Genomic DNA, 16,032 nt, shown 5'->3' on the forward strand with positions numbered 1-16,032 from the left:
AGGTGGCGACGTACCCGCCGCCGACGGTCCCCGAGCCCGATCCGGACGCGCTCGCACGGGCACTCGCCCCGGCGGCCGCGCCGGAAGCGGCGCTGCTCGCCCGGAAGCTGTGGACGCAGTTCGAGCCCGCGCTGCCCTGGCAGGCGGCGGTGGCGACCGCTCCGTTGGCGCTGGTCTCCGCCGCGGCGCTGGTGGCGCACCACCCGGAACCGGCGCCGCCCGCGCCGCCGCAGCGGGCGTCCGCCACGGCGCGGTTCCCCCCGGTCCGGCTGTGCGCACTGCTCCGTGCCGAGAAGCTCTGCCGGCAGGCCGAGCCGTCGCTGCCCTGGCACGCGGCGGACGCCTGTGCCCCTTCGCCGTCGGCACCGACCCGGCTGCTCCCCACGCACCGGCCGTCGGTCCCGGCGGCGCAGTCGGTACGGGACGCGGCCTGGTTGGTCCCGCCCGGGGCGGCCGCCCGTGCCGTGCCGTGGGTCAGGGTGCGGCACCCGGTGCCGGTGCAGTCGGCGGTCGCCTCGACGACGTCGTCGGCGGCATATCCGGCGGTGCCGGTCTGGCAGCCGCCGGGCGCCTGGCAGGTCGCGGCCGACGTGGCGCGCACGTCCCTCGCGCCCACCGCCGTGGTGCGGCTCGACGCGCGGGTCGCGCACCCGGCCTCGCTGCCGTCGTCGCAGACGGCGGTGACCGACGCGGAGGTGACGGCGGACCGCTCCTTCGCGCCCGGGGCGCTCGTCCCGGTCGCGGTGCTCGCGAAGATCTGTGCCTGGCACGCGGTGGTGCCGTCACAGCGGGTCGAGCCGTCCGCGGTGCTCCGGCTGCGCTGCCCGGCCGGCCCGGCGACGGAGGAGGAGCCTCCGGTCACGGCACCGGTGCAGCCGGCCTCCGGACAGCCGATCTGCGAGCCGGCCTGCGCGGATCCTGCGCCGATGCTGCGGTCCCGGTTCGTGGCCGCGGTGGCGTCGCTCGCCACCACACAACCGCTCGCGGCGGCGGTGCAGCGGGCCGCCGTCTGCGTGCGGCCCGGTGTGCCGCTCGTGCCGCCCGTGGTCGCGGCGGTGCACCCGGTACCGGCGCACTGCGCGGTCGCACCCGAGCGCGACGTGGTGGCCGGCGCGTCGGTCACCGGCTTCGCAGCGAGCCCGGCGGCTTCGTTCGCGGCCTTCCGCGCGGCGGTCGCGGTGGTCGCGGCGTCGGCTGCTGTCGTCTTCTGCGCTGCGGTCGCGCCCGGTCGGGCGGCGACCTCCGCCGCCTCACGTGCCGCGACCTCGGCCTGGTCGGCCTGCTCGCGGGCCTGCTCGGCGCCGGTCCTGCGGTTCTCCGCCACGATGTCGGCCACGACCTGGCCGGACCCCGCGGAGGAGTCGGTCTGAGCCCGGCAGCCGCTCTGGTCACTCGTGCAGCTGCCGCTGGAGCTGGAGGGGCCGCTCGACGGGGGGCCGCGCGCCCCGCCTGCGCCGTTCAGCGCGTCGGGGCCGTCGCTGCCCGACGCAGAGGTCCGCGTGGTGCCCGAGCACCCATCGGAACCGCCTGCGCAGTCCAGAGTGGCCGACGCCGTCGTCCAGCTGGACGCGCCCGGCACCGTCGGACCACCGGAGTTGGCGCTCGACCCCGGCGCCGACGGGGCGACCGGCGTCGCGGGCTGCTGGTCAGTACCCGATCTGCCCGGCTGCGGGTCCTGATCGGCAGGCGCGTCCTGCGCCGTGGCGTCGGAGGAGACGGTGGCGTTCGAGGTGGAGCGGGCCCGCACGAGCGGGGCGATGCTGGTGGCGTCCGGGCCGGACGAGGCCGCGGAGTTGGTCACGGCCTGGCACGCCCCACCCACGACCCCCTCACAGGAGCCCTCGCTGCGGGAGCCGCGCTCGGCCGGGGACACCGCCGGGTCGGTGGCGTCCGACGCGCTCGACACCCGCCCGGTGCACAGCTCGCGTCCGTCGCAGGACATCGCGGCGCCGGAGGCCGAGGCCGCGGACGGGCCCGCCACGAGCCGAGCGGTGTTGGTCTTCCGTGTCTCGGTCCGGTCGCTCCCGTCGGCGGTGGTCGGGTCGGTCGTCCGCACCCCGGCCTGGTCGCCGGTCAGCGCGAGTGCCGCCCCAGGCCCGGACGAGGCCTGCGACACCGACTGCGCCGCACACCCACCGGCGCCCGCGGTGCAGGCAGCCCAGCCGGTGGAGGTGCGCGGCGCTCCACCCGCGATCGCCCCGTCCGACGCCGTCGTGCTGGTGCGCACGCTGCCGGTGCAGCCGGCCGGGCAGTCCAGGGCAGCGCTCGCCGACGACGTCGACGACGGGCCGGCGGTCGGCGCTCCCTTCACCGGCTTCCCGGTCGCCGGGTCGGTCACCGCGTAGTCGGGCGCGCTGGAGGCGGCCGAGCTGGTCTCACCGGAACAGCCGCCGCCGGTCACCGAACACTGCGTGGCCGCGCTGGTGCCGCGGGCGTGCGGGGACACCCCGGTGTCCCGGGCGCTCGTGGAGCTCGTTGCCGTGCCGCCGCACTCCCCGACGCCTCCGGAGCACCGAACCGCGGCGGTCGCGTGGGAGACGCTCACCGGACCCGACACCACCGCAGCACCCGTGGTGCCGTCCGTCGCCGGGGCGCGGTCGGTCACGGTCGTGTCGGCGGCGGTCCGGCAGGTGCCGCCGTCCCCGTGGGCGGTGCAGCTCGAGCTGCCGGTGCTGTCGCGCACCCCGGTGACGTCGCCGGATGCCGCACCCGACGTCGTGGAGGACGCGGAGCCGGTGCAGGACGCGCTGGTGCACTCGACTCCGGCCCCCGCCGTGCTGACCGCCGACAGCTCCCGACCCCCCGTCGCCGCGACCTCCGACGACGACCGCGGTGCGCCGGACACGGCACGGTCGGTCACCTCGGACGCCGCTCCCGTGTCGCACCCGCCTGCGGTGGCCGTGCAGGTCGAGCCGGCCTTCGTCTCCCGAACCGGCGGCGCGCCCCCGGCCGCCGCGCTCCCGGCGACCTTTCCGGTGGTCGCACTGGACGCCTTCCCCGAGCACCCGGCCACGTCGCCACAGTCGACGCTCGCGGACGCCACGCTGGACGCCCGCGCATCGCCGTCGGTCAGCGCTGCCGTCCGCGCCGGCACGTCACCGGCCGACCCGTCCGCGTCGCGCAGCCGGCTCGCGCGCTCCCCGACCGGGCTGTCGGTCTCCGTCGAGCTGTTCGCCCGGCACGCCCCGGCGGCGACCTCGCAGCCGGCCGCCCCGGTGCTCGTGCGCTCCGCAGCAGCCCGGACGCCGGTCGCCGTCCCGCCCGTCCTCGCCGCACCGGTGCCGCTGCACCCGGCAACCCCGGCGCAGTCCACGTCCACGTCAGCGGCGGCCGCGCCGCGCCCGCCGGTGTCCCCGTCGGCCCGGGACTCGCTGTGCGTGCGGCAGCCCCCGCCACCGACGGCGCAGTTCGCGGCGGCGTTCGTGGCCGTCTCCGGCGTGGCGGCCGTTGCACCGGTCCCGGTAGCACGCGCGGCCTTGTTCCCGGTGTCGCTGCTGCTGGTGGCGCGGCCGGTGCAGGCGGCCTCGCACGCGACCGCCGCATCGGCACCCACGGCACCACGGCCGCCGCGTCCGTCGCGGTCTGCGAGATCCACGGAGCTGGAGGTGCCACAGCCACCGGCCGACTCACAGCGAGCCGACCCGCTCCCCTGCCCCCGTGACTCGCCGCCCGCGGCAGCCTCGCCGCCGGCACGGGTCGTGCTGATCACCCGGCTGTCGCCCCGATCGGCCCGGGAACCGGTACTGCCGCTGTCGCACGTCCCACCGCCGGTCCGGCAGCCCGACTGCGCACCCGCGGCGTCCGCCGAACCGCTCACCTCGCACCGACCGGTGCACGACGCCGCCGCCGATGCCTTCCGCTCGCCACCCGCGACCTGAGCCGCGTCCGCGCGACTGGGCCCCGAGCTCTCACTCCGGCACGAGCCGCCGCCCGTTGCACACCCGGACTCCGCGCCGTCCGCGTTCGCCCGGCTGCCCTGACCGCACCCGCGCGCATCTCCCGTGCACCGCGCGGACGCCGTGGTCACCTCACCGCCGGCGCCACGGTGGGAGACACTGCTGCCACAACCCTGGTCAGCCCCGGTCAGCGTGCACGACGCCGAGCCCTTCGACTCCCCCGACGAGGTCTGCACCCCACACCCGGACGACACCCCGGCCAACGCGACGCACCGGTCCTGGTCCTTCGCGCCGTCCGCCCTCCGGCTCTCCGAGCCACACGCGACGAACACCCCGCTCGACCCGCAGCCGGCCGCCGACCCCTCGCCGCGGCCACGGGACGGCACCGCGTCCGGCACGTCGTTGCCGGTGGCGGCCATCAGATCGTCGGTGGCCTCGTACACCTCGTCGCGCTGCGACTCGTACTTCGCGACGTTCTGCGCGTGCACCTTCTTCGTCACCGTGCCCGCGGCGACCTTCTTCTCCTCCGCCGCCAACTGCTTCTCCCGCGCAGTCAGCTCGCGGTGTCCGTCTACCACCTCGTCGACGAGGTCGGCCCGTTCCGGCGACAGCTCCGCGCGATCCGCTGCGACCTGCTTCGCCAGTTGCTGGTGCTTCTTCTCGTCCTTCGCGTAGGCGGCCTTGGTCACCTCGCCCGAGGCGACCTTCTTCTTCTCCGCCGCCAACCGCGCCTTGCTCTGGTCGACCTTGATCCGGCCCTCGAGCGCCTGCTCGGTCTGCTCCGAGTCGTCGCGGTCCTGCCGCTCCCCGAACTGGCTCGTGGAGTAGCGGTACTCGTCCCGGCCGGAGGGAGGGCCACGGGGATCCGCTGCCCGGGACTCCCCCGACCGCACCACCGCACCACCGGCGCAGCCCCGGCTGCCCGTCCCGGCACACGCCGCCCGCGGCGACTCCTTGCCCCGCAGCGCCCCGGAGATCGACCGGTCACCGGGATCCGCCGCGAGCGTCGCGGGCGCCGCCTGCTCACCTGCCCGGGCGTCGGCGCGCGCCTGCTTCTCCGCGACGGCGCCCTTCTGCCCGCGGTTCTTCCCCGCCGGCTTCTCGGACGCCGTGGCGGTCTTCGCGCTGTCTGCCTTCGGCGCCGGCTGCGTGCCCGCCGGCTTCTTCACGGCCGGCTTCTTCACGGCCGGCTTCTTCACGGCCGGCTTCTTCGCCGTGGGCGCGGTCTCGGCCGCCTGCTCGGTGCGCCGGGGAGCATCGCTCGAACCCGCCTCACCGTCCTTGGCTGTGCCCCGCTTCGAGCCGGCCTTCGTGGCACCCGACTTCGTCTCGGCTGCCTGCCGCTCGACCTTCTTGGCCGGCTTCGGCTCGGCCTTCTTGGCCGGCTTCGGCTCGGCCTTCTTGGCCGGCTTCGGCTCGGCCTTCTTGCTGTCGGCCTTCTCAGCCGGCTTCTTCTCCGGCTTCGCACCGGACGTGCCGGACTTCGTGTCGCCGGGCTTCTTCGCCGACTTCGGCTCGGGCTTCTTCGCCGCCTTCGGCTCCGGCTTCTTCGCCGCTTTCGGCTCAGCCTTCGTCTTGCTGTCCGCCTTGTCGGTGGACTTCGTGGCCGTCTTCTTCTCGGGTTTCTTGTCCGGCTTCGATTCGGCCTTCGTGGTGCCGGCCTGCTTCTCCGACTTTCCGCTGCCCGAAGAACCGGACCCGTTCGACCCACCACTACCGGCAACAGGCTTGTTCTGACCTCCCTTCGACAACGCCTGCTGCGCAGCTACCGGAACCACCACCGCCGCGGAAGCGGGAGACGCTGCCAGGAACGCCGCCCCCACCCACAGCACCACCACCGCACCGGCCACCCCGAGAAGCCAGCGCAGCATCCACAGCAACCGCTGCAGCGGCGACGGCCGCAACCGCACGGGCGCAGCAGTACGCACGGCGAGGCCATCGGCCCCACCCCCGCGTACCGAGACCACACCCATGACAGACGACTCCTGACGTCACCGGAGAGACAGCCGCTCAGGCCCTGCAACAGCAGGAACACGGCCGGAAGGAAGCAACACGAACACCGCAGAGGAGGCGTCACACGTCGCGCCTGGGGCAGCGACCCGTGAACGGCCTCGCACCGCCACTCCCCGGCTGGTTCGCCCGTCGCGAGCCGTCAGCGACCGACGAGAACCTCGTGGAGTGATCGACACGAAGAGTGCTGTCCGTCGGTGAACACCAGTGGTTGCTGCGGTGCCATCGCGGCGACACGACGATGACAATCGGGCGCCTTCGGGAGACGTCCCGCTCGACCAGCCGGCCACCGCACCACGTGGAGAACCGCTCGGTGGCCCTGCTGCCGGCCCGCGTTCCCGCCCATGAGATGTGTTCTCCCCGCTCCGAGAACTGTCCTGTTACGAGCTGCGCTGGCGGGCGAGAGCCTTTCCGATGACGCGAACGCCGTCGGGAAATCGGTCGGGGCTCGGACCGGAGTAGTTGAGCCGGATGAACGGCCCGGACGGTTCGGCGGGAAACCATTCGGTGCCGGGCGCGATCGTCACGCCATCGGCCTCACAGTCACGGGCGAGCCGGTCGAGGTCGGTCGCGTCGGGCAGGCGTGCCCAGAGGTTGAGGCCGCCACGGGGAACGTGGTCGAGGTGGGCGTCGGGGACGTGCTCGGCCAGGCTGTCGATGAGCAGGTCGCGCCGGGCTCGCAGGTGGTGCGGCAGGGTGCGCAGATGGGTGTGCCACCCGGGCTGGGTGACCACGTCGAGGGCCGCGGCCTGCAGGAGGCTGCTGACGTACATCGACTCCGCCCCGCGGTCGGCCAGGATGCGGTCGCGCACGGGGCCACGGGCGATCACCGCGGCGACGCGAATCGCCGGGGACACGCTCTTGGTCAGCGAGCGCAGGTAGACGACGTGGCCGGCGTCGTCGTGCACGGCGAGCGGTTGCGCGGTGGTGTCGATCCCGAAGTCGTGGGCCCAGTCGTCCTCCACGAGGAAGGCGCCGTGAGCGCGGACGACGTCGAGCACCTGCGCCGCCCGCGAGGGCGACCACTGCGCGCCCGTGGGGTTGGCGTACGTCGGCTGCGCGTAGAACACGCGCGCCCCGGTCTCGGCGAACGCGCGCGCGAGCGCGTCCGGGTCCGGGCCCGCCGGTCCGCTGGGCACCGGGACGACGTGGGCGCCGGCTTGCGCTGCGGCGAGGATGGCACCCCAGTAGCTCGGCGACTCGATGAGCAACGGCTGCCCGACACCCGCCAGCGCCCTGAAGATCGAGCTCAGGCCGCTCTGGCTGCCGGGCAGGATCACGACGTCCCGGGGTGCGGGCTGGGTGACGCCGACCGGCGCGGTCTCGGCGAGCTCGTGGGCGAACCAGGCTTGCAGCTCCGGCAGTCCGGCGGCGGGAGATCGCGCCACGGCCGCGTCAGCGCGGGCGGCACGTGCGAGCGCGGCGCGCACCAGCCGCTCCGGGAGGAGCTCACGGGCGGGGTAACCGGCGTGCAGGCCGATCCCGTCCGGCGGGCTGCTGCGCATCGGCGTCGACAGGGTCGGGATGCGAGCGTGCGGGGAACCCAGGGCCCCGGTCTGCCAGCCGTAGTCGGGAGGCCGCACGGTGCGCACGGCGCGGGTGAACGTCCCCACACCGGGCCGGGGCTCGACGAGCCCGAGCGTGCTCAGGGTTCGCATCGCCTTCTGGACCGTGACGGGACTGGCTCCGTACTCCGCCATCAACGCCCGGTTGGACGGCACCCGAGCGCCCGGGGGCGCCTTCGCGATCCAGGTGCGCAGACCCGCCACGATGCGAGCAGAGCTATCGTCAACCATGTCGAGAGAAGATAGCGCTACTCGGGTTGCGGCGGCATCGTTATCGCCGTCGCGGACGGGCCTGTGGTGGGGGCTGCTGGGAGTGGCGGCGTTCTCGTTCACCGTCCCCTTCACCCGGGTCGCCGTCGGCGGGCTGTCCCCGCTGTTCATCGGTTCGGGGCGCGCGGTGGCGGCCGCGTTCCTGGCCGCCACCGCACTCGCCGTGACCGGACAGCACCTGCCCACGGGTGTCCAGTGGGTGCGGCTGGCCGTCGTGGCAGGCGGGATCGTCGTCGGCTTCCCGCTCCTGACCTCGTACGCGCTCACCACCGCCCCGGCCGGTCACAGTGCCGTGGTGATCGCGCTGCTCCCGGCGGCGACCGCGGCCATGGCCGTCGTTCGCGGCAAGGAGCGCCCGCCGCGGACGTTCTGGATCATGACTGTGGTCGGCGCCCTCGCCGCCGTCGGGTTCGCCTCCGTGCAGGGCGGCGGGATCGGGCAGCTGCACCACTCCGACCTGTTGCTGTTCGGCGCCGTCGCCGCCGCCGCGATCGGCTACGCCGAGGGCGGGCTGCTCAGCCGCGAGCTCGGTTCCTGGCAGACGGTGTCCTGGGCGCTCGTGCTGTCGTCGCCGCTGATGATCGCCCTGACGGCGGTGTCGATGGTGCAGCAGCCCCCGTCGGGGACACCGACCGAGTGGGCGGCGTTCGCCTACCTCGCCGCGGTCAGCATGTTCCTCGGCTTCTTCGCCTGGTACCGCGGTCTGGCCATCGGCCCGATGGCACAGGTCAGTCAGGTGCAGCTGGTCCAGCCCGTGCTCACCATCAGCTGGGCGGCGCTGCTGCTCCGCGAGGAGCTGACCTGGCCGACCGCCCTCGGCGGGCTCGCCGTCATCGCGTGCGCCGGCATCGCCGTGCGCATCCGCCTCGACCCGCCGGCCCACGCCGTGGCTGTCACACCAGAGCCGGTGCGGGGCAGAGCGCCGAGCCGCGCAACCGGGCGGCGTCCTGGCTGGGAGGAGCGCCGAACTGGCGGCGGTACTCGCGGCTGAACTGCGACGGGCTGTCGTAACCGACGCGGTAGCCGACGCCGGAGACGTCGCCGGACTGGGTGGCGAGCAGCAGCCGGGCCTCCTGCAGCCGGATCTGCTTCTGGAACTGGATGGGGCTCATCGCGGTGACCGCCTGGAAGTTGCGGTAGAAGGCGGACACGCTCATGCCGGACAGCTGCGCCACGTCCTCGACGCGGAAGGACTGCGTGTAGTGGTCGCGGATCCACCGGACCGCCCGCGCGATGTGGCTGAGGCTGCTGTCGGCGAGACCGAGCTGGCGTACGACGGCGCCCTGCTCACCGGTGATGAGCCGCCAGAGGATCTCCCGCTTGATCAGCGGCGCGAGCACCGCGATGTCGCGGGGCTGGTCGAGCAGGCTCAGCAGCCTGATCACCGCGTCCACGAGCGCGGCGGGCGCGTCGTTGACGGCCATGCCGGACGGCGCGCCGCCGCCGGCGGCGGGCGGGAGGTCGCCGGGAGCCGCCTGCAGCAACAGCTCGGCGACGGTGGCCGGGTGCAGGATCAGCCCGAAGCCCATCGCCGGCCGCTCGGGGTCGGCTTCGGTGAACTGGCCGGTGATCGGCATGTCGACCGACGCGACGAGGTACTGCCCGGCGCGGTACTCGTACACGCGGTCGCCCAGCGCGATCCGTTTCGAGCCCTGTGCGATGAGCGCCAGGACCGTGCCCGACATCGACGGCGCCGGCGGGGTCGACTGCTCGACCTTCGAGATCAGGACACCGTCGATGGCGGTGGTCGAGTCGGGCCGAGCGTGGCGAGCGAGTAGGGCTCGCAGCCCATCGAGGTCCATGACGCGATTGAAGCACGAACCCGGTACTCCTCACAGCGGGAGGATCAGGCAAGAGGTCAGGAGTATCGTTCTCACGTTTTGCCAGGTCACGATGCTTACATGGGCAGGTCGCCATCCCAGGAGCACACGACAGCTCCACGAGTTGAGGGACCGCCCCCATGAGCGTCAGCCACGGTTTTCACGCCACCATGACCGCCCGACCCGGAAAGGGTGCCGAGCTGGTCGAGTTCCTGCTCGACGCGCCGTCCCTGTCCAACGAGGACTGCGTCGTCTTCCTGGTCAGCCGCTCGGCAGCCGACCAGGACATCGTCCACGTCACCGAAGGCTGGGTCAGCGAAGAGGCCCACGGCAGGTTCTTCGCGACCGGGGAGGCGCAGGCGCTGGTCGCGAAGCTCCAGCCGCTGCTCGCCGGCGAGTCCCGGTACGCCGACGAGGTGCCGGTGGGCGGGAAGGCCGCCTTCCGGGACCGCTGACCGGCCACCTCCGTCCCGATCACCCCGCAGCACCCCACGTAAGGAACCACCATGGATCAGGCACGCCCGGGCATCGACCCCCACCTGAACGCAGCACTGGCCGACATGCCGCTCATGTCCCGGCTCAGCCCCGAGGTGGTGGCACAACTGCGTCAAGTGCCGTCGACACCGGTCGAGACCTTCCTCGACGGTCTCGCCGTCGAGCGGCGCGAGGTCACCGTCCCCACCCCGGACGGCGGGCGGATCCCGCTCTCGATCTTCAGCCCCGCCGGGACCGAGCGGTCCACGGCGGCACCGTGCGTCTACTGGATCCACGGGGGCGGGATGGTCATGGGAGATCGCTTCTCGAACATCGACATCCCGTTGGAATGGCTCGACCTCCACGGCGCCGTCGTGATCTCCGTGGACTACCGGCTGGCGCCGGAGGTCACCGGCACCACCCTCGTCGACGACTGCTACCGTGGCCTGCTCTGGATCGCCGAACACGCTGGCGACCTGGGCATCGACCCCGCCCGGATCGTCGTTGCGGGCGCCAGCGCCGGTGGTGGCCTCGCGGCAGGCGTCACCCTGATGGCCCGCGACCGCGGCACGCCGGCGATCGCCGCCCAGGTGCTGATCGGCCCCATGCTCGACCACCGCAACACCACCACGTCGAGCCGGCAGTACTCGGGCCGACCCGGTGTCTGGACGCGCGAGATGAACGAGTTCGGCTGGCGCTCGGTTCTCGGCGGCCTCCCCGACGAGGACGTGCCCGGCTACGTCTCGCCCGCGGTGGCCGAGGACCTCTCGGGACTGCCCACCACCTACATCGACGCCGGCACGGCAGAGGTCTTCCGCGACGAGGACGTCGACTACGCCACCAGGATCTGGGCGGCAGGTGGCCAGGCCGAACTGCACATCTGGGCGGGTGGCTTCCACGCGTTCGACGCGCTCTACCCGCAGGTGCCGGTCTCGGCCGCGGCCCGCCGTACGCGCAACGACTGGCTCACCCGGGTCCTGAGGCCGGCCTCCGACGCGCCGTCCCCCGTCCTGCCGGAGCAGGCTCTCCGGCCGACAGGGTGAGCGTCGTTGCGCGCTGCGGTCCGGTTACCCACCGGTCAGGCTCCGTCGTAGTTGGTGACCAGTTGTCCTGTTGATCCACAAGGTGTCACTCCGTCGCCATCAGCACCTGTTGCGCTGTGTCGCCGCTTCACCCCGATCGGGTGACAGCGGCTCATGGAGCCAGGAAGAGGAGTAGATGGACGACCTCGAGCACCACAGGTTGAACCGGCGCAGGATGCTGGCAGTGACGGGTGGGCTGGCCGGTCTGGTCACCCTGGGTGGCGTCTCGCCTGCGCAGGCAGGCGAGACGACCGGCCGGGGATCGGGCGGCAGGAGCCGGGACTGGTTGCCCGGTGACCACCACATCCACAGCGAGTTCAGCGTCGGATACGACGAGTCCACCTCGCCCCCGACTCCGATCATCGCGGGCGATGCGATCTACCCCATCGCGACGAACGCGACCAACGCGGAGCGCTTCGGTCTGCGCTGGATGGTCTCCACCGACCACGGCGGCCCCCACCACTCCAAGCTCAACGCCGAGCAGGCCTACCCCAGCCTCCTCGACTCCCGTCGCAAGGTGCCCGGCGTGCTCCAGTTCTACGGGATGGAGTTCGACACCCCGGCCGCCGACCACAGCAGCCTCATCATCCCCAAGGTCGCAGGCGAGCGGGACATCCTGTTCTCCCTGGAGAGCCGCTTCGCCAAGCGCGACGCGTTCCCCGACGACCCGGTGCGCGACACCGAGCCCAGGATGCTCGAAGCGCTCCGCGCGATGCGGGCCCTGCGCGACCGGCCCGTGCTGTTCGCCAACCACCCGGCCCGGTCGGCCACCGGCCTCGGCGTCTACGGCCAGGACACGCCTGCCGAGTTCCGGGCCTGGAACGACACCGCACCCGAGGTGTCGGTCGGCTTCGAGGGCGCGCCCGGACACCAGGCCGGCACGCTGAACCGCGACGGGAGCCTCGACCCCGACGGTGAGCGCGGCGGGTACGGCAACCACCCCACCATGGGCGGCTTCGACCAGATGACCGCCCGGCTCGGCGGGCTGTGGGACTCCCTGCTCGGAGAGGGCCGCCGCTGGTGGATCACCAGCACGTCCGACTCCCACGTCCACTACACCGACGGCGGCTCCGACTTCTGGCCCGGCGAGTACTCGAAGACCTACGTCCACGCCACCGCGGACTACGCCGACATCCTCGACGGCCTGCGCAACGGCCGCATCTTCGTCACCACCGGCGACCTCATCGACCGGCTCGACCTCACGGTCTCCCGGGCGGGCCGCGGTGACGGCGGCCCGAACCGGGCCGCGGTCGGCGAATCCCTGCTGCTGCGGGGCCGCGACGACCGCGCCGCCGAGGTCGAGGTACGCATCCGGGTTCCCCGGACCCCGAACGCGCACGGCGAGCGGCCCGCTCCGCGCCGCATCGACATCATCGGCGGGATGATCACCGGACCGGTCGCCACGCCCACGGTCGACACCAACCCGACCACCACGGTCCTGGCGCGCTTCGACGAGTCGAACTGGCGCCGCGAGGGCGACTGGATCGTCGTCCGGCACGCGATCGACGTGCCCGGAGCGATGTACGTGCGTGTCCGCGGCACGAGCACCACCGAACTCGAGCCGGAACCCGACGCCCACGGCGCCGACCCCTGGGCCGACCTGTGGTTCTACTCCAACCCGGTCTTCATCCGCCGCTGACGATCACCCCGGCGTGTGGGCCTGCGACCAGGTCCACACGCCGGGCGCGTGGCTCGCCCGCGAACTCGACCCGGGCGGGTCGGCTCAGGGCGCGTTCGGGACGAGCCCCTCGTTCTGGGTGTAGGCGTCGCGGCAGCCGGTGGCGCAGAAGCCGATGGTGGCGCCGTGGTGGTCCAGGGTGATCGCTTTCGGGCCGAGCCGGACCTGCATGCCGCAGATCGGGTCGATCACCACGCCGTCGGGTAGGTCGGTCTGCGCGGGCGCCGCGGCCCGGTACTCCTCGGTCATGTAGTTCAGCACGCCGGCAGCGGTGGTGGCCTTGCCGTTCAGACCGATGCTGCCGTCGGCGATGCCGACCACGTTGACCCACACGTCTCCGCCCTCGCGGGAGACCCCGTGCTGGTTGTCCTGTCGCCTGAGCGCGGCCCGCACCACACCGATGGCGTAGCGCGACATCTCTTCCCGCCATGCCTCGGGCACGGTGATCGTGACGATGTAGGGCGGCGGCGCCTGGTCCGGGACGGGCCCGTCGCCGGTGGTCCAGCTCCGTGCCTCGTGGAACAGCACGTGACTCATCCGGCGCACCCGCCGCAGGGTTTCGGCCGGGATCTCCTCTCCGCCCAGCATTCCGGTCATGATCTGCTGCGCGACCTCGGCGCGCGCCGCCTCGTCCATGGCCCCGACAGGGTGGGTGATCTCGATCAGGTTCATCGTCACGTCCTCAGCAGGGTGGTAACAGCGGCGTCGGCCATCGGATTTACGTACACTCGTACGTAAATCGTAGAGCGAGCGCGCGGAGAGGGTCAAGGGTGGGACGACGGGCGAGGTTCAGCCGCGCCGAACTGGAGGGCGCGGCCATCGCGGTGGTCGACGAGTACGGCCTCGCCGGACTCACCATGCGCGCGGTCGCCACCCGTCTGGGCACCGGCCCGATGACGCTCTACAACTACGTCGCCGATCGTGCGGCGCTGGATGCCCTGGTGGTGGACGGCGTGCTGCGCGGCATCACAATTCCCCACTCCCCCTCATCCGACTGGCGCGTCGACGTCCGGGGACTCGCCGAGGAGCTGTGGCGTGCCGTCCGCCAGCACCCCAACGCCATTCCGCTGGTACTCGCCCGACGCAGCCGGTCGGAGACCTTCCTCGACGCCGCCGAGGCACTGCTCGCGGCACTCGCCCGGTCCGGCCTCGACGGCGAGGACCTACTGGTCGCCTTCCGTGCTGTCACCACGCTGGCGGCGGCCTTCGCCCAGACCGAGCTGACCGGCCCGATGAGCACCCGCAACGGTGGAGCGGCCGCAACGATCGACCGGTTCCGCTCACTCCCGGCCGAGCGCTACCCCCGATTGATCGAGATCGCCGGTGCGGCCCGGACCAGCACGCCAGAGGCCGAGTTCCGCCGCGGGCTCGAAGCACTGCTCGACGGGCTACAACCGGACTGAGTCCCCCGCCGCGCTCGGACCACGTGCGGTCGTGCTCGAGCGCCGACCTCAGCGCCCCGCCCGGTGATGGAATCTGCGCAGCGTCGACAATTCTCGACGTCTGATAGCGTGACCCTGTGCCTCAGCCCGGAGAGACGAAGGGCCGTCGCCGCGTCGCTCCCAGCAAGGGCGACCTGCGCGAACGCGCGATCCTCGACGCGGCCGAACACCAACTCGCCACCGGCGGCCTGGAGCACATGACGGTCGAGACGATCGCGACGGCGGCCGGAATCACCAGAGGCGCCTTCTACTTCTACTTCGGCTCGAAGAACGACGTGCTCACCGCACTCGTCGAGCGAACGGTGTCGACGCTTCGCGCCGAAGTCGACGCGGCAGACGCCGCCGGCACCAGTTCACCGGCGGAAACGCTCGAACAGAGTGTTCAGCAGACCGCACGCATGTGGCACGAACACGGCAGCGTCATGCGTGCGGCCGTCGACCTCTCCCCCACCATCCCGGCCATCGACGAACAATGGCGCTCCGCGGTCTCCGCCATCGCCGACATCACCCGGCGAATCGCCGAACGAGCGGGGCTGCCCGCCGGAGACGGCCCCACCGATGCCGCCGCTGTCACCGCCGCACTCGTCTGGATGACCGAGCGGTCCTTCTACCAGGCCTCCAGGACCGGCGGCTCCGTCGACGAGACGGCCGCGACTCTGACCCACGTCTGGCTCACCGCGCTCGAACTTCCCCGGTAGGGCCTGACTCGTTCCGGCTCACTGCACCCCATCCCCCGCCGCCCGTGCCGTCGTGGACCCGCGACGCCGGGCGACGCTCACATTTTCGACGCCACGTCGATTTTTCTCAACGGAGCGTAGACTCGGGTCCATGACGAGTCCGACGACAACCATCCGACCCGCTGCCAAGATCTTCTTCGTCACGGGTGTGAGCTCCGGGTTCGGGCGGGCGTTCGCGCAGACCTTCCTCGCCGCCGGACACACGGTGGTCGGCACCGTGCGCAAGCCCGACGACGGTGAGGGGTTCGAGAAGCTGGCCGCCGGCACGTCCGGCCGGGCGCTTGCGCGCGTGCTCGACGTGACCGACGACGAGGCCGTCCTCGCCACCGTCGCCGCCGTCGAGGAGACCATCGGGCCGATCGACGTGGTGATCGCCAACGCCGGCTACGGGCACGAGGGCGTCTTCGAGGAGTCGCCCCTGTCGGAGCTACGTGCGCAGTTCGCCGTCAACGTCTACGGCGCCGTCGCCACCCTGAAGGCCGCCCTCCCGTACATGCGCCGGCGCCGCCACGGCCATCTGATGGCGGTGACATCGATGGGCGGGCTGATCACCGTGCCAGGGCTGGCGTACTACCAGGGCAGCAAGTTCGCACTCGAGGGCATTCTCGACACCCTCGCAAAAGAGGTGAGGAGCTTCGGCGTCGCCGTGACGGCGATTGCTCCCGGTTCCTTCCGAACCGACTGGGCAGGCCGCTCCATGGTTCGCGCAGACCGCTCCATCACCGACTATGACGCGCTGATGGAACCGGTCCGCAGGAATCGCCTCGCCGCGAGCGGGAATCAGCTGGGCAACCCGGCGAAGGCGGCCGAGGCGGTGTTGTCGATCCTCGACATGCCGGCCCCGCCGGTCCACCTGCTGCTCGGTTCGGACGCGCTCCGGCTGGTCACCGCCGGGCGCAGCGCGGTCGACGCCGAGATCGAGCAGTGGTCGCAGCTCACTCGCAGCACCGACTTTCCCGAGGGCGCCCAGATCGCCTGACCCCACCTCGTCGGTGTGGACCGACCTGGACGTCGTGCGAGCGGGTGACCAGGAGGGGGTACCCCCGCCCGCACGGCCC

16 protein-coding genes are annotated in these 16,032 nt (G+C 72.8%); 13 read left to right on the forward strand and 3 right to left on the reverse strand.

Annotated features, from left to right (window positions below; all coding sequences use genetic code 11):
* The first annotated feature begins 2 nt into the window (after window positions 1-2).
* The 6 genes from AC5L35_RS06375 (at window position 3) to AC5L35_RS06400 (ending at window position 5,633) form a co-directional block, all read left to right on the forward strand.
* Window positions 3-1,370, forward strand: a complete 1,368-nt coding sequence (locus tag AC5L35_RS06375; RefSeq protein ID WP_495058604.1) for a hypothetical protein — start codon at window positions 3-5, stop codon at window positions 1,368-1,370.
* 24 nt (window positions 1,371-1,394) lie between these two features.
* Entirely contained in the window at window positions 1,395-1,679 is a 285-nt protein-coding gene (locus AC5L35_RS06380) for a hypothetical protein (RefSeq protein WP_495058605.1), read from the forward strand.
* Window positions 1,680-1,700: 21 nt separating this feature from the next.
* On the forward strand, window positions 1,701-2,345 hold the full coding sequence (locus tag AC5L35_RS06385; RefSeq protein WP_495058606.1) for a hypothetical protein: 645 nt from the start codon (window positions 1,701-1,703) through the stop codon (window positions 2,343-2,345).
* A 66-nt stretch (window positions 2,346-2,411) separates the two neighbouring features.
* The gene (locus tag AC5L35_RS06390) at window positions 2,412-3,878 is read left to right on the forward strand and encodes a hypothetical protein (RefSeq protein ID WP_495058607.1); all 1,467 of its coding nucleotides are present in this window, start codon (window positions 2,412-2,414) and stop codon (window positions 3,876-3,878) included.
* Window positions 3,879-4,001: 123 nt separating this feature from the next.
* The gene (locus AC5L35_RS06395) at window positions 4,002-4,571 is read left to right on the forward strand and encodes a hypothetical protein (protein ID WP_495058608.1); all 570 of its coding nucleotides are present in this window, start codon (window positions 4,002-4,004) and stop codon (window positions 4,569-4,571) included.
* A 279-nt stretch (window positions 4,572-4,850) separates the two neighbouring features.
* Window positions 4,851-5,633 (forward strand): hypothetical protein, encoded by a 783-nt coding sequence (locus AC5L35_RS06400; protein WP_495058609.1) that lies wholly within the window; start codon window positions 4,851-4,853, stop codon window positions 5,631-5,633.
* Window positions 5,634-6,286: 653 nt separating this feature from the next.
* Here AC5L35_RS06400 and AC5L35_RS06405 read toward each other — a convergent pair.
* Entirely contained in the window at window positions 6,287-7,702 is a 1,416-nt protein-coding gene (locus AC5L35_RS06405) for an aminotransferase-like domain-containing protein (protein ID WP_495058610.1), read from the reverse strand.
* Between AC5L35_RS06405 and AC5L35_RS06410 the strand changes: the two genes are divergently transcribed.
* Window positions 7,701-8,732 carry a DMT family transporter gene (locus AC5L35_RS06410; RefSeq protein ID WP_495058611.1) on the forward strand — a complete coding sequence of 344 codons (1,032 nt, stop codon included), beginning with the start codon at window positions 7,701-7,703 and terminating at the stop codon, window positions 8,730-8,732. The two genes, AC5L35_RS06405 and AC5L35_RS06410, sit on opposite strands and share 2 nt — an antisense overlap.
* On the opposite strand, the gene AC5L35_RS06415 is transcribed toward AC5L35_RS06410, so the two are convergent.
* Complete coding sequence (locus AC5L35_RS06415) at window positions 8,635-9,543, reverse strand: AraC family transcriptional regulator (protein ID WP_495058612.1); 909 nt, start codon at window positions 9,541-9,543, stop codon at window positions 8,635-8,637. The two genes, AC5L35_RS06410 and AC5L35_RS06415, sit on opposite strands and share 98 nt — an antisense overlap.
* A 158-nt stretch (window positions 9,544-9,701) precedes the next feature.
* On the opposite strand from AC5L35_RS06415, the gene AC5L35_RS06420 reads away from it, so the two are divergent.
* The 3 genes from AC5L35_RS06420 to AC5L35_RS06430 all read left to right on the forward strand — a co-directional run bounded on the left by AC5L35_RS06420 (window position 9,702) and on the right by AC5L35_RS06430 (window position 12,756).
* Complete coding sequence (locus AC5L35_RS06420) at window positions 9,702-10,016, forward strand: putative quinol monooxygenase (RefSeq protein ID WP_495058613.1); 315 nt, start codon at window positions 9,702-9,704, stop codon at window positions 10,014-10,016.
* 51 nt (window positions 10,017-10,067) lie between these two features.
* On the forward strand, window positions 10,068-11,078 hold the full coding sequence (locus AC5L35_RS06425; RefSeq protein WP_495058614.1) for an alpha/beta hydrolase: 1,011 nt from the start codon (window positions 10,068-10,070) through the stop codon (window positions 11,076-11,078).
* A gap of 175 nt (window positions 11,079-11,253) precedes the next feature.
* The gene (locus AC5L35_RS06430; RefSeq protein WP_495058615.1) at window positions 11,254-12,756 is read left to right on the forward strand and encodes a CehA/McbA family metallohydrolase domain-containing protein; all 1,503 of its coding nucleotides are present in this window, start codon (window positions 11,254-11,256) and stop codon (window positions 12,754-12,756) included.
* An 84-nt stretch (window positions 12,757-12,840) separates the two neighbouring features.
* Here the strand turns inward: AC5L35_RS06430 and AC5L35_RS06435 are convergent, their stop codons facing one another.
* Window positions 12,841-13,467: a hypothetical protein gene (locus tag AC5L35_RS06435; RefSeq protein ID WP_495058616.1), complete on the reverse strand. Its 627-nt coding sequence runs from the start codon at window positions 13,465-13,467 to the stop codon at window positions 12,841-12,843.
* A 98-nt stretch (window positions 13,468-13,565) separates the two neighbouring features.
* Here AC5L35_RS06435 and AC5L35_RS06440 point away from each other — a divergent pair, with 98 nt between their 5' ends.
* The 3 genes from AC5L35_RS06440 (at window position 13,566) to AC5L35_RS06450 (ending at window position 15,953) form a co-directional block, all read left to right on the forward strand.
* Window positions 13,566-14,198, forward strand: coding sequence for a TetR/AcrR family transcriptional regulator (locus AC5L35_RS06440; RefSeq protein WP_495058617.1), 633 nt, complete (start codon window positions 13,566-13,568; stop codon window positions 14,196-14,198).
* A gap of 116 nt (window positions 14,199-14,314) precedes the next feature.
* A complete protein-coding gene (locus tag AC5L35_RS06445; RefSeq protein WP_495058618.1) occupies window positions 14,315-14,935 on the forward strand; it encodes a TetR/AcrR family transcriptional regulator in 621 nt (206 codons plus the stop codon).
* 130 nt (window positions 14,936-15,065) lie between these two features.
* Entirely contained in the window at window positions 15,066-15,953 is an 888-nt protein-coding gene (locus tag AC5L35_RS06450; RefSeq protein WP_495058619.1) for an oxidoreductase, read from the forward strand.
* Window positions 15,954-16,032 lie beyond the last annotated feature (79 nt).

The sequence above is a fragment of the Pseudonocardia sp. OZ21 genome, from assembly GCF_059359135.1.